At 71.2% G+C, this 17,181-nt stretch carries 14 protein-coding genes; 7 read left to right on the forward strand and 7 right to left on the reverse strand.

What is annotated here, in order from left to right:
* Positions 1-2: 2 nt before the first annotated feature.
* The 5 genes from AB0F04_RS16605 to AB0F04_RS16625 all read left to right on the forward strand — a co-directional run bounded on the left by AB0F04_RS16605 (position 3) and on the right by AB0F04_RS16625 (position 6,507).
* On the forward strand, positions 3-887 hold the full coding sequence (locus AB0F04_RS16605; protein ID WP_362042797.1) for a carbohydrate ABC transporter permease: 885 nt from the start codon (positions 3-5) through the stop codon (positions 885-887).
* 12 nt (positions 888-899) lie between these two features.
* Positions 900-3,773 carry a glycoside hydrolase family 2 TIM barrel-domain containing protein gene (locus AB0F04_RS16610; protein ID WP_362042135.1) on the forward strand — a complete coding sequence of 958 codons (2,874 nt, stop codon included), beginning with the start codon at positions 900-902 and terminating at the stop codon, positions 3,771-3,773.
* 125 nt (positions 3,774-3,898) lie between these two features.
* The gene (locus tag AB0F04_RS16615; RefSeq protein WP_362042799.1) at positions 3,899-4,894 is read left to right on the forward strand and encodes an ATP-binding cassette domain-containing protein; all 996 of its coding nucleotides are present in this window, start codon (positions 3,899-3,901) and stop codon (positions 4,892-4,894) included.
* A 1-nt stretch (position 4,895) separates the two neighbouring features.
* Entirely contained in the window at positions 4,896-5,699 is an 804-nt protein-coding gene (locus tag AB0F04_RS16620; RefSeq protein ID WP_362042137.1) for an ABC-2 family transporter protein, read from the forward strand.
* Between the two features lies 1 nt (position 5,700).
* Entirely contained in the window at positions 5,701-6,507 is an 807-nt protein-coding gene (locus AB0F04_RS16625; RefSeq protein WP_362042139.1) for an ABC-2 family transporter protein, read from the forward strand.
* Here the strand turns inward: AB0F04_RS16625 and AB0F04_RS16630 are convergent.
* Complete coding sequence (locus AB0F04_RS16630; protein ID WP_362042141.1) at positions 6,497-7,786, reverse strand: MFS transporter; 1,290 nt, start codon at positions 7,784-7,786, stop codon at positions 6,497-6,499. The genes AB0F04_RS16625 and AB0F04_RS16630 overlap by 11 nt on opposite strands.
* 416 nt (positions 7,787-8,202) lie before the next feature.
* Between AB0F04_RS16630 and AB0F04_RS16635 the strand changes: the two genes are divergently transcribed.
* Both AB0F04_RS16635 and AB0F04_RS16640 read left to right on the forward strand, forming a co-directional pair.
* Complete coding sequence (locus AB0F04_RS16635; RefSeq protein ID WP_362042143.1) at positions 8,203-8,790, forward strand: WHG domain-containing protein; 588 nt, start codon at positions 8,203-8,205, stop codon at positions 8,788-8,790.
* On the forward strand, positions 8,787-9,779 hold the full coding sequence (locus AB0F04_RS16640; RefSeq protein ID WP_362042145.1) for an aminoglycoside phosphotransferase family protein: 993 nt from the start codon (positions 8,787-8,789) through the stop codon (positions 9,777-9,779). Before AB0F04_RS16635 ends, AB0F04_RS16640 begins: the two co-directional genes overlap by 4 nt.
* 173 nt (positions 9,780-9,952) lie before the next feature.
* Here AB0F04_RS16640 and AB0F04_RS16645 read toward each other — a convergent pair whose 3' ends face one another.
* The 6 genes from AB0F04_RS16645 to AB0F04_RS16670 form a co-directional block, all read right to left on the reverse strand.
* Positions 9,953-10,447 (reverse strand): hypothetical protein, encoded by a 495-nt coding sequence (locus AB0F04_RS16645; protein ID WP_362042147.1) that lies wholly within the window; start codon positions 10,445-10,447, stop codon positions 9,953-9,955.
* 137 nt (positions 10,448-10,584) lie between these two features.
* A complete protein-coding gene (locus AB0F04_RS16650) occupies positions 10,585-11,418 on the reverse strand; it encodes an isocitrate lyase/phosphoenolpyruvate mutase family protein (RefSeq protein ID WP_362042149.1) in 834 nt (277 codons plus the stop codon).
* Between the two features lie 79 nt (positions 11,419-11,497).
* Complete coding sequence (locus AB0F04_RS16655; RefSeq protein ID WP_362042151.1) at positions 11,498-13,180, reverse strand: DUF2264 domain-containing protein; 1,683 nt, start codon at positions 13,178-13,180, stop codon at positions 11,498-11,500.
* A 79-nt stretch (positions 13,181-13,259) separates the two neighbouring features.
* The gene (locus tag AB0F04_RS16660) at positions 13,260-14,303 is read right to left on the reverse strand and encodes a rhamnogalacturonan acetylesterase (RefSeq protein ID WP_362042153.1); all 1,044 of its coding nucleotides are present in this window, start codon (positions 14,301-14,303) and stop codon (positions 13,260-13,262) included.
* 244 nt (positions 14,304-14,547) lie between these two features.
* Positions 14,548-15,960 (reverse strand): RICIN domain-containing protein, encoded by a 1,413-nt coding sequence (locus AB0F04_RS16665; protein WP_362042155.1) that lies wholly within the window; start codon positions 15,958-15,960, stop codon positions 14,548-14,550.
* Between the two features lies 1 nt (position 15,961).
* Positions 15,962-17,086 (reverse strand): glycoside hydrolase family 43 protein, encoded by a 1,125-nt coding sequence (locus AB0F04_RS16670; RefSeq protein WP_362042157.1) that lies wholly within the window; start codon positions 17,084-17,086, stop codon positions 15,962-15,964.
* Positions 17,087-17,181 lie beyond the last annotated feature (95 nt).

A 17,181-nucleotide genomic window follows, 5' to 3' on the forward strand; every position in this document is an offset into this window, starting at 1 on the left:
CCATGACCAAGGTGCGCAAGGCCGCACCGGCGCCGGACGCGCCCAGCCGGGTCAGGCGCTCCGGCGGCGTGATGAGCTCCACCGGGCTCTACGTCGCCACCGGCGTCGCCGCCTTCCTGTTCCTGGTCCCGTTCTACATCCTGGTGCGCAACGCCCTCTCCACGGACGCCGAGATCACCGGAGAGAACTGGAAGTTCTTCCCCACGGACATCCAGTGGGGCAACATCAGCGAGCTCTTCACCGACGAGACGGTCCCCTTCGCCCAGTCCCTGTGGAACTCGGCGGTCGTGGCCACCCTGCACACCGTCGGCGTCCTGCTGGTGTGCTCCCTCGCCGGCTACGGCCTGGCCCGCATCCCCTACAAGCACGCCAACAAGGTCTTCTACGCCGTCCTGGGGACCCTCATGGTCCCGACCGCGGTCACCTTCGTCCCGAGCTTCGTGCTGGTCTCCTCGCTCGGCTGGGTCGACACCTACCGGGGACTGATCATTCCCGGGCTGTTCAGCGGTTTCACCTGCTTCCTGTTCCGGCAGTACTTCCTGGGGTTCCCCAAGGAGCTGGAAGAGGCGGCACGCATGGACGGGCTGGGATACTTCGGCGCATACTGGCGCGTCGTAGTACCGAACTCGCTCAACTTCTTCGCCGCGATGGCGACCATCACCTTCATCAACGGCTGGAACGCCTTCCTGTGGCCTCTGGTCATCGGCCAGGACCCCGGTTCCTGGACGGTGCAGGTCGCGCTCTCCAGTTACATGACCAACCAGACCGTCGTGTTCCACATGATCTTCATGGCCACGGCCGTATCCATCCTGCCCCTGGTCTTCGTCTTCCTCTTCCTCCAGCGCTGGCTGGTGCAGGGGATCGCACAGACCGGCATCAAGGGCTGAGCTAGGAGACCGATGTCTTACCGCACGACCCCATCCGTCGATTACGTCGAGGACGTCTCCCCGGGCAGCGGCGCCCTGCCGCCCCGCGCCTGGTACGCGTCCTCCGACGCGCGGTCCCTGTCGCTGAACGGCAACTGGCGCCTGCGGGTGTCGGCCACCGCCGACGCCGAGGACGACTCGTTCGCCGAAGAGGGCTACGACGCCGGGAACTGGGCCGAGGTCACGGTCCCCGGGCACTGGGTTCTCCAGGGCGACGGGGCGTTCGGCTCCCCCATCTACACCAATCACCTCTACCCCTTCCCGGTGGACCCGCCGCATGTCCCGACGGAGAACCCGACCGGTGACCACCTGCGCGTCTTCGACCTGCCGGCCGACTGGCCCTCGGACGGCGGGGCGGTGCTGCGCTTCGACGGAGTCGAGTCGTGCGCCCGCGTCTGGCTGAACGGCACGGAGCTCGGCGAGTTCAAGGGCTCCCGGCTCGCGCACGAGTTCACGGTCGGTGAGCTGCTGAAGCCCGGCCGCAACGTGCTCGCCGTACGCGTGCACCAGTGGTCGGCGGGGTCGTACCTGGAGGACCAGGACCAGTGGTGGCTGCCGGGCATCTTCCGTGACGTGACGCTGCTGCACCGCCCGGCGGGCAGCGCGGGCGACTTCTTCGTGCACGCCTCCTACGACCACACCACCGGCGAGGGCACCCTGCGCGTCGACTCCGACGTCGAGGGGCGGGTGACCGTCCCCGCCCTGGACATCGATGTCGCCACCGGCGAGCCGGTCACGGTCGCCGTCGAGCCGTGGACCGCCGAGACCCCGCGGCTGTACGACGGTGTGCTGGTCACGGACGGGGAGCGGGTGCCGCTGCGGATCGGTTTCCGTACCGTCGTCCTCGAGGACGGGCTCGTCAAGGTCAACGGCAGGGCGATCCTGTTCCGGGGCGTCAACCGGCACGAGTGGCACCCCCGGCACGGCCGCGCACTCGACCTGGAGACCATGCGCGAGGACGTACTGCTGATGAAGCGGCACAACCTCAACGCCGTGCGCACCTCGCACTACCCGCCGCACCCGGCCTTCCTGGACCTGTGCGACGAGTACGGCCTGTGGGTCATCGACGAGTGCGACCTGGAGACCCACGGCTTCGTCGAGCAGGACTGGCGGGACAACCCGGTCGACGACGAGCGCTGGACCCCGGCGCTGCTGGACCGCGCCGCGCGCATGGTCGAGCGGGACAAGAACCACCCGTCGATCGTGTTCTGGTCGCTGGGCAACGAGGCCGGCACCGGCCGCGGGCTCACCGCCATGGCGGAGTGGATCCACGGCCGCGACCCCGAGCGGCTGGTCCACTACGAGGGCGACTGGAACTGCCGCGACACGGACGTCTACTCGCGGATGTACGCCTCCCACGAGGAGGTGGCCAAGATCGGGCAGCGGCTCGACGGCGGTACCCACAAGCGCCGCGAACTGCCCTTCATCCAGTGCGAGTACGGCCACGCCATGGGCAACGGCCCCGGCGGCCTGGCCGACTACCAGGAGCTGTTCGAGAAGCACGAGCGGCTCCAGGGCGGATTCATCTGGGAGTGGATCGACCACGGCATCGAGCACGCCGAGCTGGGCTACGCCTACGGCGGTGACTTCGGCGAGGAGCTGCACGACGGCAACTTCGTGTGCGACGGGCTGATCTTCCCCGACCGGACCCCGTCGCCGGGCCTGATCGAGTACAAGAAGGTCATCGAGCCGGTCCTGATCGAGGGCGACGGCACCAACGGCACCGTCCGGGTCACCAACAAGCACGACTTCGCCGACCTGTCCGCGCTGGCCTTCGAGTGGTCCTGCCAGGTGGACGGCGAGACCGTCGAGTCGGGTTCGCTCGCGGTGCCGGCGCTCGCGCCGGGCGAGAGCGCCGAGGTGAAGCTGCCGGAACCGCCCGCGGACGGCCGGGGCGGCGAGCGGCAGTGGACGGTGCGGGCCCTGCTCGCGGACGACACGTCCTGGGCCGCGAAGGGGCACGTGGTGGCGTGGGGCCAGTTCGCCGTGGGGGCGCGGCCGCTGCCGTCGTTCCCCGCGACCGACCGGCCCGTGCGCGACGGCGACCGGATCACGCTCGGCCCGGCCGGGTTCGACGCCCGTACCGGTGCGCTGCTGTCGATCGGCGGGGTGGAGGTCGGTGCGACCCCGCGGCTGGACGTGTGGCGGGCGACGACCGACAACGACGACGGCGCCGAGTGGCAGACCGACACCCGCTACGGGTTGCTGTGGCGCACGCTCGGCCTGCACCGGATGCGGCACCGCCTGGTCTCGGTCGAGGCGGGTGACGACGCGCTGACGGTGCGGACCCGGGTGGCGCCCGCCGCCCGCGAGGTGGGTCTGGACACGGTGTACCGCTGGACGTCCGACGGCGAGCGGCTGCGGCTGAGCGTGTCCGTGACGCCGGAGGGCGACTGGACGGTGCCGCTGCCCCGGCTCGGCGTGCGCTTCGGACTGCCGCAGGCGGACCGGGTGGAGTGGTTCGGCGGCGGTCCCGGCGAGGCCTACCCGGACACCGGGACCGCGTCCATGGTGGGCCGCTGGCAGTCGACGGTGGACGGGCTGCAGACGCCGTACGTCCGTCCTCAGGAGAACGGCGCCCGTGCCGATGTGCGCTGGGTGGAGCTCGGCGGTCTGCGGATCGAGGGGGACCCGGAGTTCTGGTTCACCGCGCGGCGCTGGACGACCGAGCAGCTCGACGCCGCCCGGCACCGCTGCGACCTCACGGCCGGGGACACGGTGTGGGTCAACCTCGACCACGGGCTGCACGGCATCGGCTCGCAGTCCTGCGGTCCGGGTCCGCTGCCGCAGTACTTCCTGAAGGCGGAGCCGGCGGAGTTCTCGTTCGTGTTCTCGACCACCAGGTAAGAAACCGATTAATCGATTGACCGATTGATCGACATTCCGAGAGTGTCGGAGTGTCATCCGCGGCCGGTCGGCCCTCGCGCCGACCGGCCGCCGCTGTGTTCACCGCAAGGAAGCTGGTGGGTCAGTTGAGTGTCGCCATCGAGGTCCGCGGGCTGTCCCGTACCTTCCACACCACCGTCCGCCGCCCCGGGTTCGCGGGCGCCGTCCGTTCCCTGGTCAACCCCGAGCGGGTGGCCAAGCACGCGGTCTCCGACATCACCTTCGACGTGGCGGCCGGCGAACTCCTCGCCCTGCTCGGACCGAACGGCGCCGGCAAGTCCACCACCATCAAGATCCTCACCGGCATCCTCACGCCCACGTCTGGCGAGGCCCGGGTCGCGGGCGTGGTGCCGTACCGGGAGCGCGAGCGCAACGCCCGCAACGTGGGCGCCGTGTTCGGGCAGCGCACCCAGCTGTGGTGGGATCTGCCGGTGCGCGAGTCGTTCGCCATCCTGCGGGACATCTACGAGGTCCCCAGGGCCGAACACGCCGCGCGCCTGGCGGAGTTCGACGAGATCCTGGAGCTGTCGTCGTTCTGGGACACCCGGGTCCGCCATCTCTCGCTCGGCCAGCGGGTGCGCAGCGATCTGGCCGCCGCGCTGCTGCACGACCCGCCGGTGGTGTTCCTCGACGAGCCGACCATCGGCATGGACGTGGTGGTGAAGGAGCAGGTGCGGGAGTTCCTGCGGCACCAGGTGGAACAGCGCGGGCGTACGGTGCTGCTGACCACGCACGACATGACGGAGGTCGAGCGGCTCGCCGAGCGGGTGGTGCTGGTCAACCACGGCCGGCTGATGCTGGACGGCTCACTCGACGAGATCCGCCGTAAGTTCGGCTCCACGTGGCAGGTGCGGGCCACGCTGGCCGATCCGCACGCCGAGGTCGTCCCGCCGCCGGGCACCACGCTGCTGCGGCACACCGGCGCGCAGATCGTCCTCGGCCCCGACGGGCCGGACGCCCCCACCGTCCAGCAGGCGCTGAAAGCGGTGATCGAGCGGTTCGAGGTGACGGACATCGCCCTGGACGAGGCGGACCTCGAGGACGTGATGCGGGCCGCGTACGCGCACGCCGGGGAGGTCTGACGTGGCCGTGCTCCCCGCCTGGCGCGCCGCCCGGGTCACCCCGCTCGGCGAGCTGAACGCACCGCCCCGGATGACCGCCGTCGCCCTCCGGCTGGCCGTGCAGGTGGTGCTGGTCTGGTCGCTGTGGAGGGGCCTGTACGCGCAGTCCGGCACGACGGCGGGACTGAGCCGCGACCAGGCCGTCACGTACGCCGTACTGGCCGTACTGGCCTCCCGGCTGCGGGAGCTGGACCAGTACGCGGGCCGGGACACGGTCCTGCAGCACATGCACTTCGGCACCATCGTCTACTGGTACCTGCGCCCGCTGCCGCCGCAGCGCTACTACGCCCTGCGGGCCGCGGGGGAGCAACTGTACGGGCTGGCCTGGGCGTCGACGGGCTACGTGATCTGCCTGGCCGCGGGCGTCGTCGAGCCGCCCGTCTCACCCGCCGCTGCGGGAGTGTTCCTGCTCAGCATGCTGCTGGGCCAGTGGGTCCTGTACTACGTGATGCTGGTGCTGGACCAGTTGTGCTTCTGGACGGTCCGCAACACCGCGGCCATGCTCATCCTGCTGTTCGCGCAGAACCTGCTGTCCGGGGTGTACGCGCCGCTGTGGTTCTTCCCGGACTGGTTCGTGACGATGAGCGCGTTCCTCCCCTTCCAGGCGACGCTGAGCGTGCCGCTGTCGCTGTACGTGGGGCGCATTCCGCTGTCGGACGCGGCGTTCCAGCTCTCCGTGCAGGCCGCGTGGGTCGTGGTGCTGGCGTTGTTCACCCGGTTGCTGTGGCGGCGGGCCGCCCGGCGCGTGATCTCGCAGGGAGGCTGAGATGTCGCTCAAGGCACTGCGGATCGTGTGGCGCGTGACGGCGCTCAACTTCCGCGCGCAGCTGGAGTACCGCACCGAGTTCCTGCTGATGATCGCGATCGGGGCGATCTGGCAGGTGTCGGTGATCGTGTTCGCGACGGTGCTGCTGTCCCGGTTCGCCGGGATGGGCGGCTGGGACAGCTCCGACGTGCTGCTGATCCCGGCGACGCGGATGCTGGCGCACGGGCTGTTCGTGCTGTTCCTCGGCCGCGTGCACTGGGCCGGACGGCAGATCCAGGAAGGGCGGATCGACATCTACCTGATGCGCCCCATGCCGGTCCACCGGCAGATCCAGCTGGCGTTCTTCCCGACCAACGCCATCGGGGACCTGACGGTGGCGGCGGGCCTGATGGTGGGCGCGCTCTCCCGCAGCAACCTGGACTGGACGGCCGGCCGGGTCACGTACCTGGTCGCGGCCGTGCTCGGCGGCATGCTGCTGGAAGCCGCCCTGTTCACGGTGGTGGCGAGCGCGTCCCTGCGGTTCCCGGCCGCCGACATGTGGGGCCGCTGGCTGGAGGAACTCCTCGGCACCTTCGGCAGCTACCCGCTGAACGTCCTGCCGAGGGCGGTGGGCGGGTTCCTCACCTTCGGCCTTCCGCTCGCGTTCGTCGCCTACTTCCCGGCGGCGGTCCTGACGGGCCACGGCCACGCGACAGGAGTCCCGTACTGGCTCGCGGCGGCCTCCCCGCTGCTCGGGCTGCTGGCGTATCTGGCGGCGCGGCTGGTGTGGCGGTGGAGTCTGCGGCACTACAGCGGGATCAACGGCTGACGGTCCGGCCCGCGCCGCGGACCGGGGTGAACAGGGCCGCCACGGCGAGCAGGACGCAGGCCCCTCCGGCGGCCAGGGCGACCGGCGTCGTGCCCTGTTCCTCCGCGGCCCAGGTCAGCACGGCGGCACCGATCGGTGCCGCCGCGTAGTGCAGGGTCCAGAACGCGGAGGTCACCCGGCCCAGGAGGTGTTCCGGGGTCACCTCCTGACGGAGTGACATTGAGCAGGTGCCTCCCACGGCGGCGCAGGCGAGGAAGGCGGCGCTCAGGGCCGCGACGACCGGCACCTCACGGGCCCAGCCGAGACCGGCGAAGGCGACGCCGCAGCCCGCGACCGAGCCGGTCCACGTCGGCCCGAAGCCGAGGCGGCGGCGGATCCTGGCCACGAGCAGGGCGCCGGTGATGGTGCCGAGCGCGCCGGCCGCCATGACGGTGCCGACGGTTCCGTCGTCGTGCCCGAGGTCGTGCTTGAGGTGATAGATGACCAGGTCGTGGATGCCGAGGGTGAGGAAGCTGAAGACGAACAGCAGGACGGTGAGCGAGCGCAGCACGGGGTGGCCGCGCAGGAAGGCGATGCCGGTGCGCAGGTCCTGCCACAGTCCGGTGCGCCCGCCCGGCTGTTCGTCCGGAGTGCGGCGGCGGAACCGTACAAAGCACAGGCACGTCGCCGACACCCCGAAGCTGGCCGCGTCCACACCGACGGCCGCGGCCGGGCCGGACCACGCGGCGACCAGCCCCGCGCAGAGCGGCCCGAGGACACCCGCGGCGGCGGCGGTGGCGTTGAGCCGGCCGTTGGCCTCGGTGAGCCGCTCGGTGCCGACGAGGCCGCGCACGACCGTGACGTAGCCGACCGCGAACAGCATGCCGACGGCCTCGCACAACGGCAGCACCACGTACAGCAGCCAGATCTGCGGGCCGAACAGCCACACCAGCGGGACGGCCCCGTACAGCCCCATGCGCAGCAGGTCGCAGGCGATGAGCAGGCGGCGCCGGTCCACGCGGTCCACGACCGCCCCGGCGAACACCGCCGCCACGACCGCCGCGCCCCCTCCCACCGCGGTCAGCAGACCCATCCGGGCGACGGATCCCGTGGCCTCGAGAACCAGGAGGGGCAGGGCGATCAGTGCGAAGGAGTCGCCGAGCACGGAGAGAGTCTGGGCGGCCCAGAAGATCCCGAAGTCGCGCTGCCGCCACAGCGGGCGCGACTGGTGTAAGCCGTCGTCGGCTGTCTCCGCGAAACCGCCGCTTTCGCCCTCGCGCCGCGCCGCCCCGTGCGTCATGGTGCCTCCCCCGTGTCCCGCACCCGTCTCCCCCGGTCACCTTATGACGGTGCGGTGACCGCGAGATGCGTCCGGCGGGCTGAGCCCGAAAGGCGGGACGGGTGGTCTCGGCAAACGTGAAGTGACCTCTCCGGCGGCGCTCCCCCGGCGCCGCGGACGCGAACCGCTCCGTACCCGCGGCCGCCGCCTGCGCGCGTGCCCGGACGTTTCCGCCCGGAGAGATCACCATGGTGCGCGACAACCGACTTCCCGTCCCCGGCGCGACCCCCGAGGAGACGGCCGTGGCGGCGCGGAGGGCCTGCGGTGACCCACGCGGTCCGGCGCTTCCGCGCACCCGTCGGCGGCTACGATCACGTGGTGCGTCCGAGGGGCCTCGCCCTCGGCACGGCGCTCTTCGAGAGGTGACCCCCGACCCCATGCCCAGAGCCGGTCTCACCCCCGAGCGACTCGTCGCGGCCGCGGTGGAACTCGCCGACGAGGCCGGGCTCGAGGGCGTCACCCTGTCCGCGCTCGCCCGCCGGTTCGGGGTGAAGGACGCGAGTCTGTACACCCACGTCCGGAGCCTGAAGGACCTGCGGACCCGCATGGCCCTCCTCGCCGGTGGCGAGATGACCGACCGGATCGCGGAGGCGGTCGAGGGGCGGCAGACCGGCCGGGACACGCTCGCCGCCTTCGCCACCGCCTACCGGGCCTACGCCCTGGAACACCCCGGGCGGTACGCGGCGACCCAGATCCGCATCGACCCGGAACTCGTCGCGAACTCCCCCGCGATGCGACGGACGGCCGACGTCACGTACGGCATGCTGCGCGCCTACGGCCTGGAGGAACCGGACCTCACCGACGCCGTGCGCCTGCTGCGCAGCACCTTTCACGGCTACTGCGCCCTGGAGTCCACCGGCGCCTTCGGCGCGCCCCGCGACGTACAGGTCTCCTGGGACAGGGCGATCGACGCCCTGCACGTACTGCTCCTGAACTGGCCGGGCGAAAAGGGGACTTCCGGATGAGTGAACGCACACGATCCGATGACACGGCCGGTGCCATAGCGGACCTCCACTCCCTCGGCACCGGCCCCTGGACCATGACACCCGTCACCCGCGGCGCCCTCGGCCAGATCTGGAAACTCTCCGGGAACGGCCGCTCCTGGGCCGTGAAGGAACTCCTCTTCGGCTGCGACGAGGCCCAGGTGGCCCGCGAGGCCTCCTTACGGAACTCCGCTGCGGACCTGGGCATCGCCTCGCCCCGGCTGCACCCCGACCGGCACGGCGCCCACGTCTCCCGCCTCGGCTCCCCGGGCGGCGTGTCCTGGGTGAAGCTGTACGACTGGATCGACGGCGTCGAGGCGGACGTCCGCGACCCGGACGTCCTGGACTGGTTCGGCCGGACCATGGCGCTGCTCCACCGGGCCGGTGAGGGAGCCGTCGGCACCCCGGACGACTGGTACGAGCGGTGCCCCGCCGACGGCGACTGGGAGGACGTCGTCCAGAAGGTGCGGGACGCCGGCCTGCCGTGGTCGGACGAACTGGACCGGTTCGTCGCGACGGCCGCGCCGGCACTGGCCCACTGGGTGACCCCGTCGGCGCCCGAAGGCCTGGTGACCTCCCACCTGGACCTCCAGCCCCGGAACGTGCTGATCGGCCGGGACGGGCCCGTCCTCCTGGACTGGGACAACGCCGGTCCCGTCGCGGCGGAGCGGGAGTTCGCACGCGCCCTCTACGTCTGGTCCGGAGGCAACGACGTGGACATCGCCTCCGCACGGCGCGTGGCGCGCGCCTACCGCGAGGCGGGCGGCCGAGCCGTCCTGACCGGCCCGGAGTCCTTCTCGATGCTCTTCGCCACGGCCCTGAACTACATCCATGTGCAGGCCGCGACGGCCGTCGATCCGGCCGTGACGGCCGCGCAGCGCGAGTTCGGGAGCCGGCAGGCCGCGACCTGCCTGCGCGACGCGCCCGACCTGACCGCCGTCTCCCTGCTGCTCGCCGCGCTCGACACCTAGGCTCTGACGTCGAGTGACCTTGCGTGGTGGAGCACGGTGCGGTGACACGCCGCCCTGAACTGTGGGACGACGAGTGGAGATTCGGCCGATACCAGGCCGCCTCACCCTCGCCTCGCCACTGATGCGGGCATGACTCTTCGGCACCGAACTTTCGGCAGCCCGCCTCAGTGCCGCTATTCGTACGAGCCGACGCTGATCGAATAACCGGCACCGGTGCTGAGGTCGGGGCGGCTTCCGTGGCCCTCTTCCGCGAGAAGTTCGGCGGTGAGGAAGACGATCTGGAGACTCATGGTCTCCTTGACGAAGCTCAGGTCGCCGGGCGCGGCTTCGGGGTCTGGGCTCCATCCGTCCTGTTGCGCTGCTGTCCGGTAGTGCGCTGCCACGTCGGCCCGTGTGCCGGGGAAGGCGTATGTCCGCTCGGCGTACACCATGACGTCGCCGCTGTCGGACCAGCAGCCGACGTCGATCTCCTCGAAGCCCCGGGCGACGGTGGCCTCGTCGGGCCGGGAGTCAAGGATGTCGAGCGCTGCCATCTCCCCGACCTCGGCGTCGGTCCCTTCGCAGTCCCGGGCGAGATCCATCAGTGTGCAGCCGGTGAGCGCCGAGGTCACAACCACAGTCGCCAGGAGGAGGGACAGGGGACGGATGCCGGCTGTACGGAAGGACAAGTCGGGCTCCAGGGCGTGATCCGGGGCAGCGGACGGGCCGCTGTCGGACGAAGTGTCTTCGGACTGGCTTCGAAGAGCCACGGCCCGGTTCTACCAGAAGCCGCCCCCCTCGCATCGCCTCCGACGTGGGCGGGACGCTATGACGACACTCCCTGGGGGGCTGTCCGGCTGCCGGGCGTGCGGCCCGGCGCGGCGAGCCCCGCCACCTCGTCGTACGGCGGTGTGGTGCCCGTCGGCGGCCGGCCCGCGCGGATGCCGGCCGCGGCCTCCAGAGCCGCGCCCAGTGCCCGCCGGTACAGCAGCGAGCCGAGACTGATCCGGCGTACACCGGCGTCGGCGAGGCGGGCGACGGACGGGCCTTGAGGCGCGTAGAGGACGTTGAGGGGCACCGCCAGGCGGCGCACCAGCGCCTCGATCCTCCGAGGGTCGGTGAGACCGGGCACGAACACCCCGTCCGCACCCGCCTGTTGGTAGGCGTCGAGGCGTGCGAGGGTGCCGTCGCCGTCGCCCAGCCAGTGGGTGTCGGTGCGGGCGTTGACGAACAGGCCGGGAGCGGCCCGCTTGACCGCCGCGATCTTCGCCGCGTGCCGGGCGGCCGGTCCCAGACCGTCCTCCAGGTTGATGCCGGCCGCTCCGGCCGTGTACAGCTCCCGCGCGAACTCGGCCACCTCGTCCGGGTCGTCACTGCATCCGCCCTCCGCGTCGACGGACAGCAGGAACGGCTCGGCTCCCAGGGTCACGGCCAGCCGCAGCGTCTCCTCGCGGGTCGCCGCCGCCCCGTCGGGCAGACCGGCCGCCGCCGCGACACCCAGGCTCGTCGTCCCGACCGCCCGGAACCCCTGCCCTGCGAGGGCCCGGGCGGATGCGTGATCCCAGGCGTTGGGCAGGAGCAGGGGCTCCTCGGCATGGTGAAGGGCTGCGAAGGCGGTGGCGGCCCGGCCGGACGGCGTCTGCTGCGGATCTGCGGTCATGGCGTCACGCTAGGCCGGGATCGCTTCGGCGCGGACCGAAGGACGGCGGACCACGGCGGATCGGGGAAGGGCGGCGACCTCAGCCGACGTGCACGCCCGACCCGTCCAGCCGGACCTCCGCCTCGGACCCGTCACTCCAGCGGACCGTCAGCTCCGCCGCCCCGGAAACGGTGACCGCGACCGTTTCCGCCAGCGGTACCGGATCCGCCTCGGCGGTGAGCCGGGCCAGGGCGACGAACAGGGTGGATTGTCCGGTGGTGACGCCGGTGAGCTCGGCGTCGAGACCGGCGGCGGGCAGCAGTTCCGCCCGGGTGCCGTCCGGCGCGGCCCAGCCGGTCACACGGACCTCCGTCCCGGGCTCCGCTCCCGAGATCAGGTACGCCCGCACCTCCGACGCCCCGCGCACCAGCACCGCACTGGTCACCCGCGCTCCCCCGCCCCCCGTGTGCCGGGACGCCGCCCAGCCCTCACCCACGCCGAGCGGCTCGATGCCCGTACGGCTCGGGTCGCCGCCGACGAGGACGCTGTTGTCGTACGAGTCCGCGGGGGTCGTCACGGTGGAGTACGCCAGCCGCGTGTAGTACGGGTCGTAGCGGACGTCCTCGCTGCCGTGGTTGTGGAGACGGACCACGCCGTCGGAACGGGTGGACTGGAGCAGCCAGTTGGGAGGGCCGACGGGGGTGACGAAGTCCGCGCGTTCGGCGGGGGCGGGCTCCTCCGGTGCCGTCCACACCTCGTGGTCGGCGGGCAGGAGCAGGCCGAGGAAGCCCTTGCTCGCCCAGTACGGCGAGGCCGGGCCCGAATACCCCTGCAGCACGGACTCGTCGTAGCCGTGCCAGCCGAGGGAGAGCAGGCCCCGGTCGTCCACCGCGCCCCGGTCCAGGAAGTACTTCAGCGCGCCCGAGGCCAGCCGCCGGGTCTCGCCGGGCGGCAGCGGCGTACGGCCGGTCAGCGCGCCGAGCCACAGCGGGGCCGTGGTGGCGAAGCGGTACGTCAGGGAACGCCCCTGGTGCATGGGGGCGCCGTCGCCGCCGAACAGGCGGGCGTAGTCGCCGAGGTGCCGGAAGAGGCGGTCGCCGTACAGCTCCAGCAGTCGCTCGTCACGCTCCAGCCAGGCGTGCAGCACCGGGTAGAGGTGCATCGCCCAGCCGTTGTAGTAGTCGTACTTGCGTCCGTCGCCGTCGGTGTACCAGCCGTCGCCGACGTACCACTGCTCGATGCGTTCCAGGCCGCGGTCGATCGCCGCGCGGGAGGCGTCCGGCTCGTGTCCGATCTCGGCCAGGAAGCCCCCCACGGTGACCGGGAACAGCTCCCAGTTGCAGGGCCAGGGCTCCGCCGTGAGGGCGTCGGACAGCCAGGCGGCCGCCCGCCGGCGCACACCGTCGTCCAGGCGGTCCCAGAGCAGGTCCCGGGTGAGGCGCAGGGCCAGGGCGATGGACGCCGCCTCCACCAGGGACTGGTGGCGGTCCTCGATGCGGGGCCAGACTCCCGAGACGCCGGCGGCGAGGCCGGCCGCGTAGCGCTCCAGGGCCTTTTCGTCACGGCGGAAGGCGGCGAGCAGCAGGGTGCGGGCGTAGCCCTCCAGACCGTCGGAGAGGCGGCCCGTCCAGCTGGCCCGGTCGCCGGGCAGGTGGTAGAGCGCGCGGTCCTCGGAGGCGTACGGCTCGACGGCGGCGAGCAGGGAGTCGGCCGCCGCCTCCCAGTGGGATCGGGTGTAGCCGGTGAACGGGGACGTCGTGCGGTCGGCGGGAGGCAGCTGCATCGGGTGTCTTTCGTGCTCGGGCCGGTGGATACGGATCGGACCTGGGGCGCCCCGGTTCCGGTCGGGACGCCCCAGGGGTTCATCCCACCCGCACCGTGCCCTTCGGCACCAGATGCCGGGTGACGAGTTCGTCGCGGACGAGGCCCGCGTAGGCCGTCGCACCGCGCACGGAGGTGTGCGTGTTGTCCCGCGCCTCGTCGGTGAGGTACAGCGCCTTGGAGCCTGCCACGCCGAGGGACTCCACCAGCGCCTTGGTCTTCGCCGTGAGGTCGATCAGCGGGACGTCCCGCGCCGCGGCGACAGCACGGACGACGGCCGGGTGGTCGACACCGAGGCCGTTGACCAGCAGCGCGGTTCCGTTGTTCAGCGTGCCGTCGGGGCTGAACCAGCGCCGCACGATGGGAGTGACAAGGACCGGCTGACCGCCCTGCTCCCGGACGCCCGCCACCAGGGTTTCCAGGTTGGCCCGGTAGGTGGCCTCGTCCGTGGTCTTGTCGTTGTGGGCGAGCTGGACCAGGACCAGATCGCCGGGGCGGATCAGGGGCCGTACGGTGGCCCACAGCCGCGGGTTCCCCAGATACGAGACCGTACTCTCCCCGGAATCGGCGTAGTTGGCGACGGACACGCCCCGGCGGAGGTACTGGGGCAGTTGCTGGCCCCAGCCGGAGTACGGATCGCCGGGCTGGTCGCAGACGGTGGAGTCGCCGATCAGGAGGATCTGGCGGGTGTGCGGGGCCCGGGTGACCCGGATGCCGGCGAGGGCCGGGGCGGAGCCGCCGATCCGCAGGTCGAGGCCGGGGGTCCCCTCGGGGCCGGTGGGCTCGCCCTCGGGGGTGCGGACGTTCACGGTGAAGCTGCGGGTGACCCGCTCGCCGGCCGGTGCGGGCGTCTCCGGAAGCAGGGTGCGGCGGGTCTCGCCGCTGATGGCCGTGCTGGACGCCTCCGTGCCGCCGAGGGTGACCCGTACGTCGTAGGTGCCCGGTGGAACGTCGAAGTGGCAGGTGCCTGCGGTGCAGTGGCGGAGCCCCCGGTCTCCGATCCCCTGGCCCGCGTGGGCCGGCACGGACGACAACCCGGCACCCAGGGCCACCGCCGCCGCGACGGCGGTGCTGAAACGTCTCACTCCAGGCTCCTCCCGGTCACGACACGACCTGGAGGGCGACCGTACCGTTCGGAACAAGCGCTTTCTAGGGCTTGGGCCGCATTCCCTGAATCTCCGTCCGGCTACTGGGGAAAGCCCTTTCAGCCACATCGATTCAACGGTCATCCCTGATTCACCGCACGAAGCGACAGCGGGAGCCTGACGCGCTTCCGGCCGACGGTGGCCCGGACGGCCGGAAGCGCACGCCGTCAACGACGAGCGGCCGTCATGTCCCGCGTGTCCACTGCTGATTGGTGCCGCTGTTGCACGTGTACGTGATGAGAGCGGCGCCGTTCGCGGTGGAGGCGCCGTTCACGTCCAGGCACTCGCCGCTCGCGCGGGACTTGACGTTCACGTACGAGCCTGTGGTGGTCAGCGACCACTGCTGGCTCGTCGCGGAGGACGTGCAGTTCTCCTGTGTGACCGTGCTCGCGTTCTCCTGCACGCACAGGCTGCTGTTCCTGACCATCAGCTGGTAGTAACCGCTCCCGAGCGGCTTGAACCAGTACTTCTGGTTGGCGCCGCCGTTGCAGTCGTACTGCTTGATCTGGGCACCCGCCCACAGCGACTGGCTCGTGACGTCCGCGCACTTGGAGGAGTGGCGGGCGATCAGCGTGTTGTAGGTGGCGCCGGTGCCGGTGACGGTCCCGGCGGCCGTGTCGATCGTGACCTCCGGCGACCAGGACATGGCCATGGTGGTCGAGCCCGAGAAGGTCAGCGGCAGCCACACGTACCGCGAGTCGTTGACGGTGCCGCCGAAGGAGTTGCCCCAGCGGTCACCCATGTACAGGTACGAGGTGCCCGAACTGCCCTGCACGGGCAGGACGTACGCGGTCTGCGAGCCGTACGTCGTCGAGTCGCCGATGTTCTTCATGGCGGACCAGGGCCCGGCGATGTTCGTGGCCGTGGCGTACTGCTGCTGGTTGGGGTTCCAGCCCGTCGCACCCGAGGTCAGCATGAAGTACACGCCGTTCCGCTTGAACAGCGCCGGTGCCTCGCGGTGGCCGCCGGGCCAGGGGTTGGCGACCAGGCTCGCGACGCCGGTGTAGTCGGCGGTGAGGCGGTAGATCTGCAGGTCGTAGTTCTCGCGTGCGGCGGAGATCATGTAGCCGGCACCGTCGGTGTCGGTGAAGACCGTGATGTCACGGGACATGTGCTGGCCGAGCGGCCGGAAACTGCCCTTCCAGGTGTAGTCGCCGTCGACGGTGTCGGAGACGGCGACGGCCGCGCGGGCCTCGCTGTAGTCGGTGCCGTTCTCCTTGTGCATCCACATCACGAACGTGCCGTTGGAGGCGTTGTACATGACCTTCGGCCGCTCGATGTTGGCGGTCGCGAGCTCGGGTGCGCTCGCCTCGGTCAGGACGTGGTTGCGGAACTCCCAGTTCTTCAGGTCGGTCGAGCGGTAGGCGTCGACGTACCGGAAGGTGTTGTCGGCGTTGCGGTGCTCGCCGAACCAGTAGTAGTAACTGCCGACTTTGAGGACTCCACCGCCGTGCGCGTGGACGGGGCTGCCCGCGGTGTCGGTGAACCGGGTGCCGTTGGTGATCGTCTGGGGCGCGGCCTGGGCGGGCCCGGCGGTGGCGAGGGCGCCGAACAGACCGAGGCACAGGGCGAGCAGGGTGGTGCAGGCACGTCTCATGTCATTCACCCGCCGGTGCGGTGTCGGCGACCGGTATGCCGAAGTCGGGGGTGCCGTCGCTCTTCCAGCCCAGTCTCTGGACGCGGGTGTGGCGGTTGGGGTCGTTCAGCGGGTCGCCGTTGATCTCCTTGTACTGGCGGGCGTGGTAGACGAGGACGTCGGTGCGGCCGTCCTCGGCGACCGTGAAGCAGTTGTGGCCCGGGCCGTACTGCTTGGTCGTGTCGTTGCTGGTGAAGACCGGGGTCGGCGACTTGGACCAGCTCATGGGGTCCAGGAGGTGGCTGTCGGCGTCGGCGGTCAGCAGACCCATGCAGTAGTTGAAGTCGGTGGCGCTGGCCGAGTACGTCATGAAGAGGCGGCCGTTGCGCTTGAGGACGTACGGGCCCTCGTTGACCTTGTAGCCGATGCACTCCCAGTCGTACTCGGGGGTGGAGAGCCGCACCTGCGGGCCCGTCAGGGTCCACGGGCTCGCCATCTCCGACAGGAAGATGCCGGTGTTGTTGTCCAGCCCGGGCTCGTGCTGGGCCCATGCGAGGTAACGCTTGCCCCGGTGGGTGAAGGTGGTGGCGTCCAGGGAGAAGGTCTCCCACGCCGTCTTGATCTGGCCCCTCTCCACCCAGGTGCCCTGGAAGGGGTTGGCGTGGGCGTTCTCCAGCACCCAGATGCGGATCGCCCAGACGTCCTCGGCGGGTGCGGAGGCGAAGTAGATGTACCACTTACCGCCGATGCGGTGCAGTTCGGGCGCCCAGATGTGGGCGCCCATCGGGCCGGTGGCGTGGGCACGCCAGATGACGGACTCGTCCGCCGTGCCGAGGCCGCCCAGGGTGCGGGAGCGTCGCAGGATGATGCGGTCGTACTCGGGTGCGGTGGCGGTGAAGTAGTAGAAGCCGTCCGTGTGCCGGTGGATGTGCGGGTCGGCACGGTTGCGGACGAGCGGGTTCACGAAGGAGGCCGGCTTCGGGCGCCCGCCGGTTGTTTCGGCAGCGGTTTCCGTGGCGGCGGCCGGGGGCGCCGCCTGGGCGACGCCGGGGAGGGCGGGGACGGCGGCGAAGGCGCCGGCGGCCGCGGCGCCCTTCAGCAGCAGTCTGCGGCTGGGGGATGTGGGCAGAACAGGGTCGCGGCTCATGCGGCCTGCCTCTCATGGGGTGGGGGGAACACACCACGCCGTCTGAAATCTCGAACATCATCTGTCATTACGAACGCGGAAAAGGTAAGGGTGCG

This window comes from Streptomyces sp. NPDC029041, from assembly GCF_040637515.1.
Classification (GTDB): Bacteria; Actinomycetota; Actinomycetes; order Streptomycetales; family Streptomycetaceae; genus Streptomyces.

Excerpts from the sequence above, each read along its gene's own strand:
- AB0F04_RS16640 (WP_362042145.1), top strand. The coding sequence starts at position 8,787 with ATGAGTGAACGCACACGATCCGATGACACGGCCGGTGCCATAGCGGAC.
- AB0F04_RS16650 (WP_362042149.1), bottom strand. The coding sequence starts at position 11,418 with ATGACCGCAGATCCGCAGCAGACGCCGTCCGGCCGGGCCGCCACCGCC.
- AB0F04_RS16635 (WP_362042143.1), top strand. The coding sequence starts at position 8,203 with ATGCCCAGAGCCGGTCTCACCCCCGAGCGACTCGTCGCGGCCGCGGTG.
- AB0F04_RS16625 (WP_362042139.1), top strand. The coding sequence starts at position 5,701 with ATGTCGCTCAAGGCACTGCGGATCGTGTGGCGCGTGACGGCGCTCAAC.
- AB0F04_RS16670 (WP_362042157.1), bottom strand. The coding sequence starts at position 17,086 with ATGAGCCGCGACCCTGTTCTGCCCACATCCCCCAGCCGCAGACTGCTG.
- AB0F04_RS16610 (WP_362042135.1), top strand. The coding sequence starts at position 900 with ATGTCTTACCGCACGACCCCATCCGTCGATTACGTCGAGGACGTCTCC.
- AB0F04_RS16665 (WP_362042155.1), bottom strand. The coding sequence starts at position 15,960 with ATGAGACGTGCCTGCACCACCCTGCTCGCCCTGTGCCTCGGTCTGTTC.
- AB0F04_RS16630 (WP_362042141.1), bottom strand. The coding sequence starts at position 7,786 with ATGACGCACGGGGCGGCGCGGCGCGAGGGCGAAAGCGGCGGTTTCGCG.
- AB0F04_RS16655 (WP_362042151.1), bottom strand. The coding sequence starts at position 13,180 with ATGCAGCTGCCTCCCGCCGACCGCACGACGTCCCCGTTCACCGGCTAC.
- AB0F04_RS16605 (WP_362042797.1), top strand. The coding sequence starts at position 3 with ATGACCAAGGTGCGCAAGGCCGCACCGGCGCCGGACGCGCCCAGCCGG.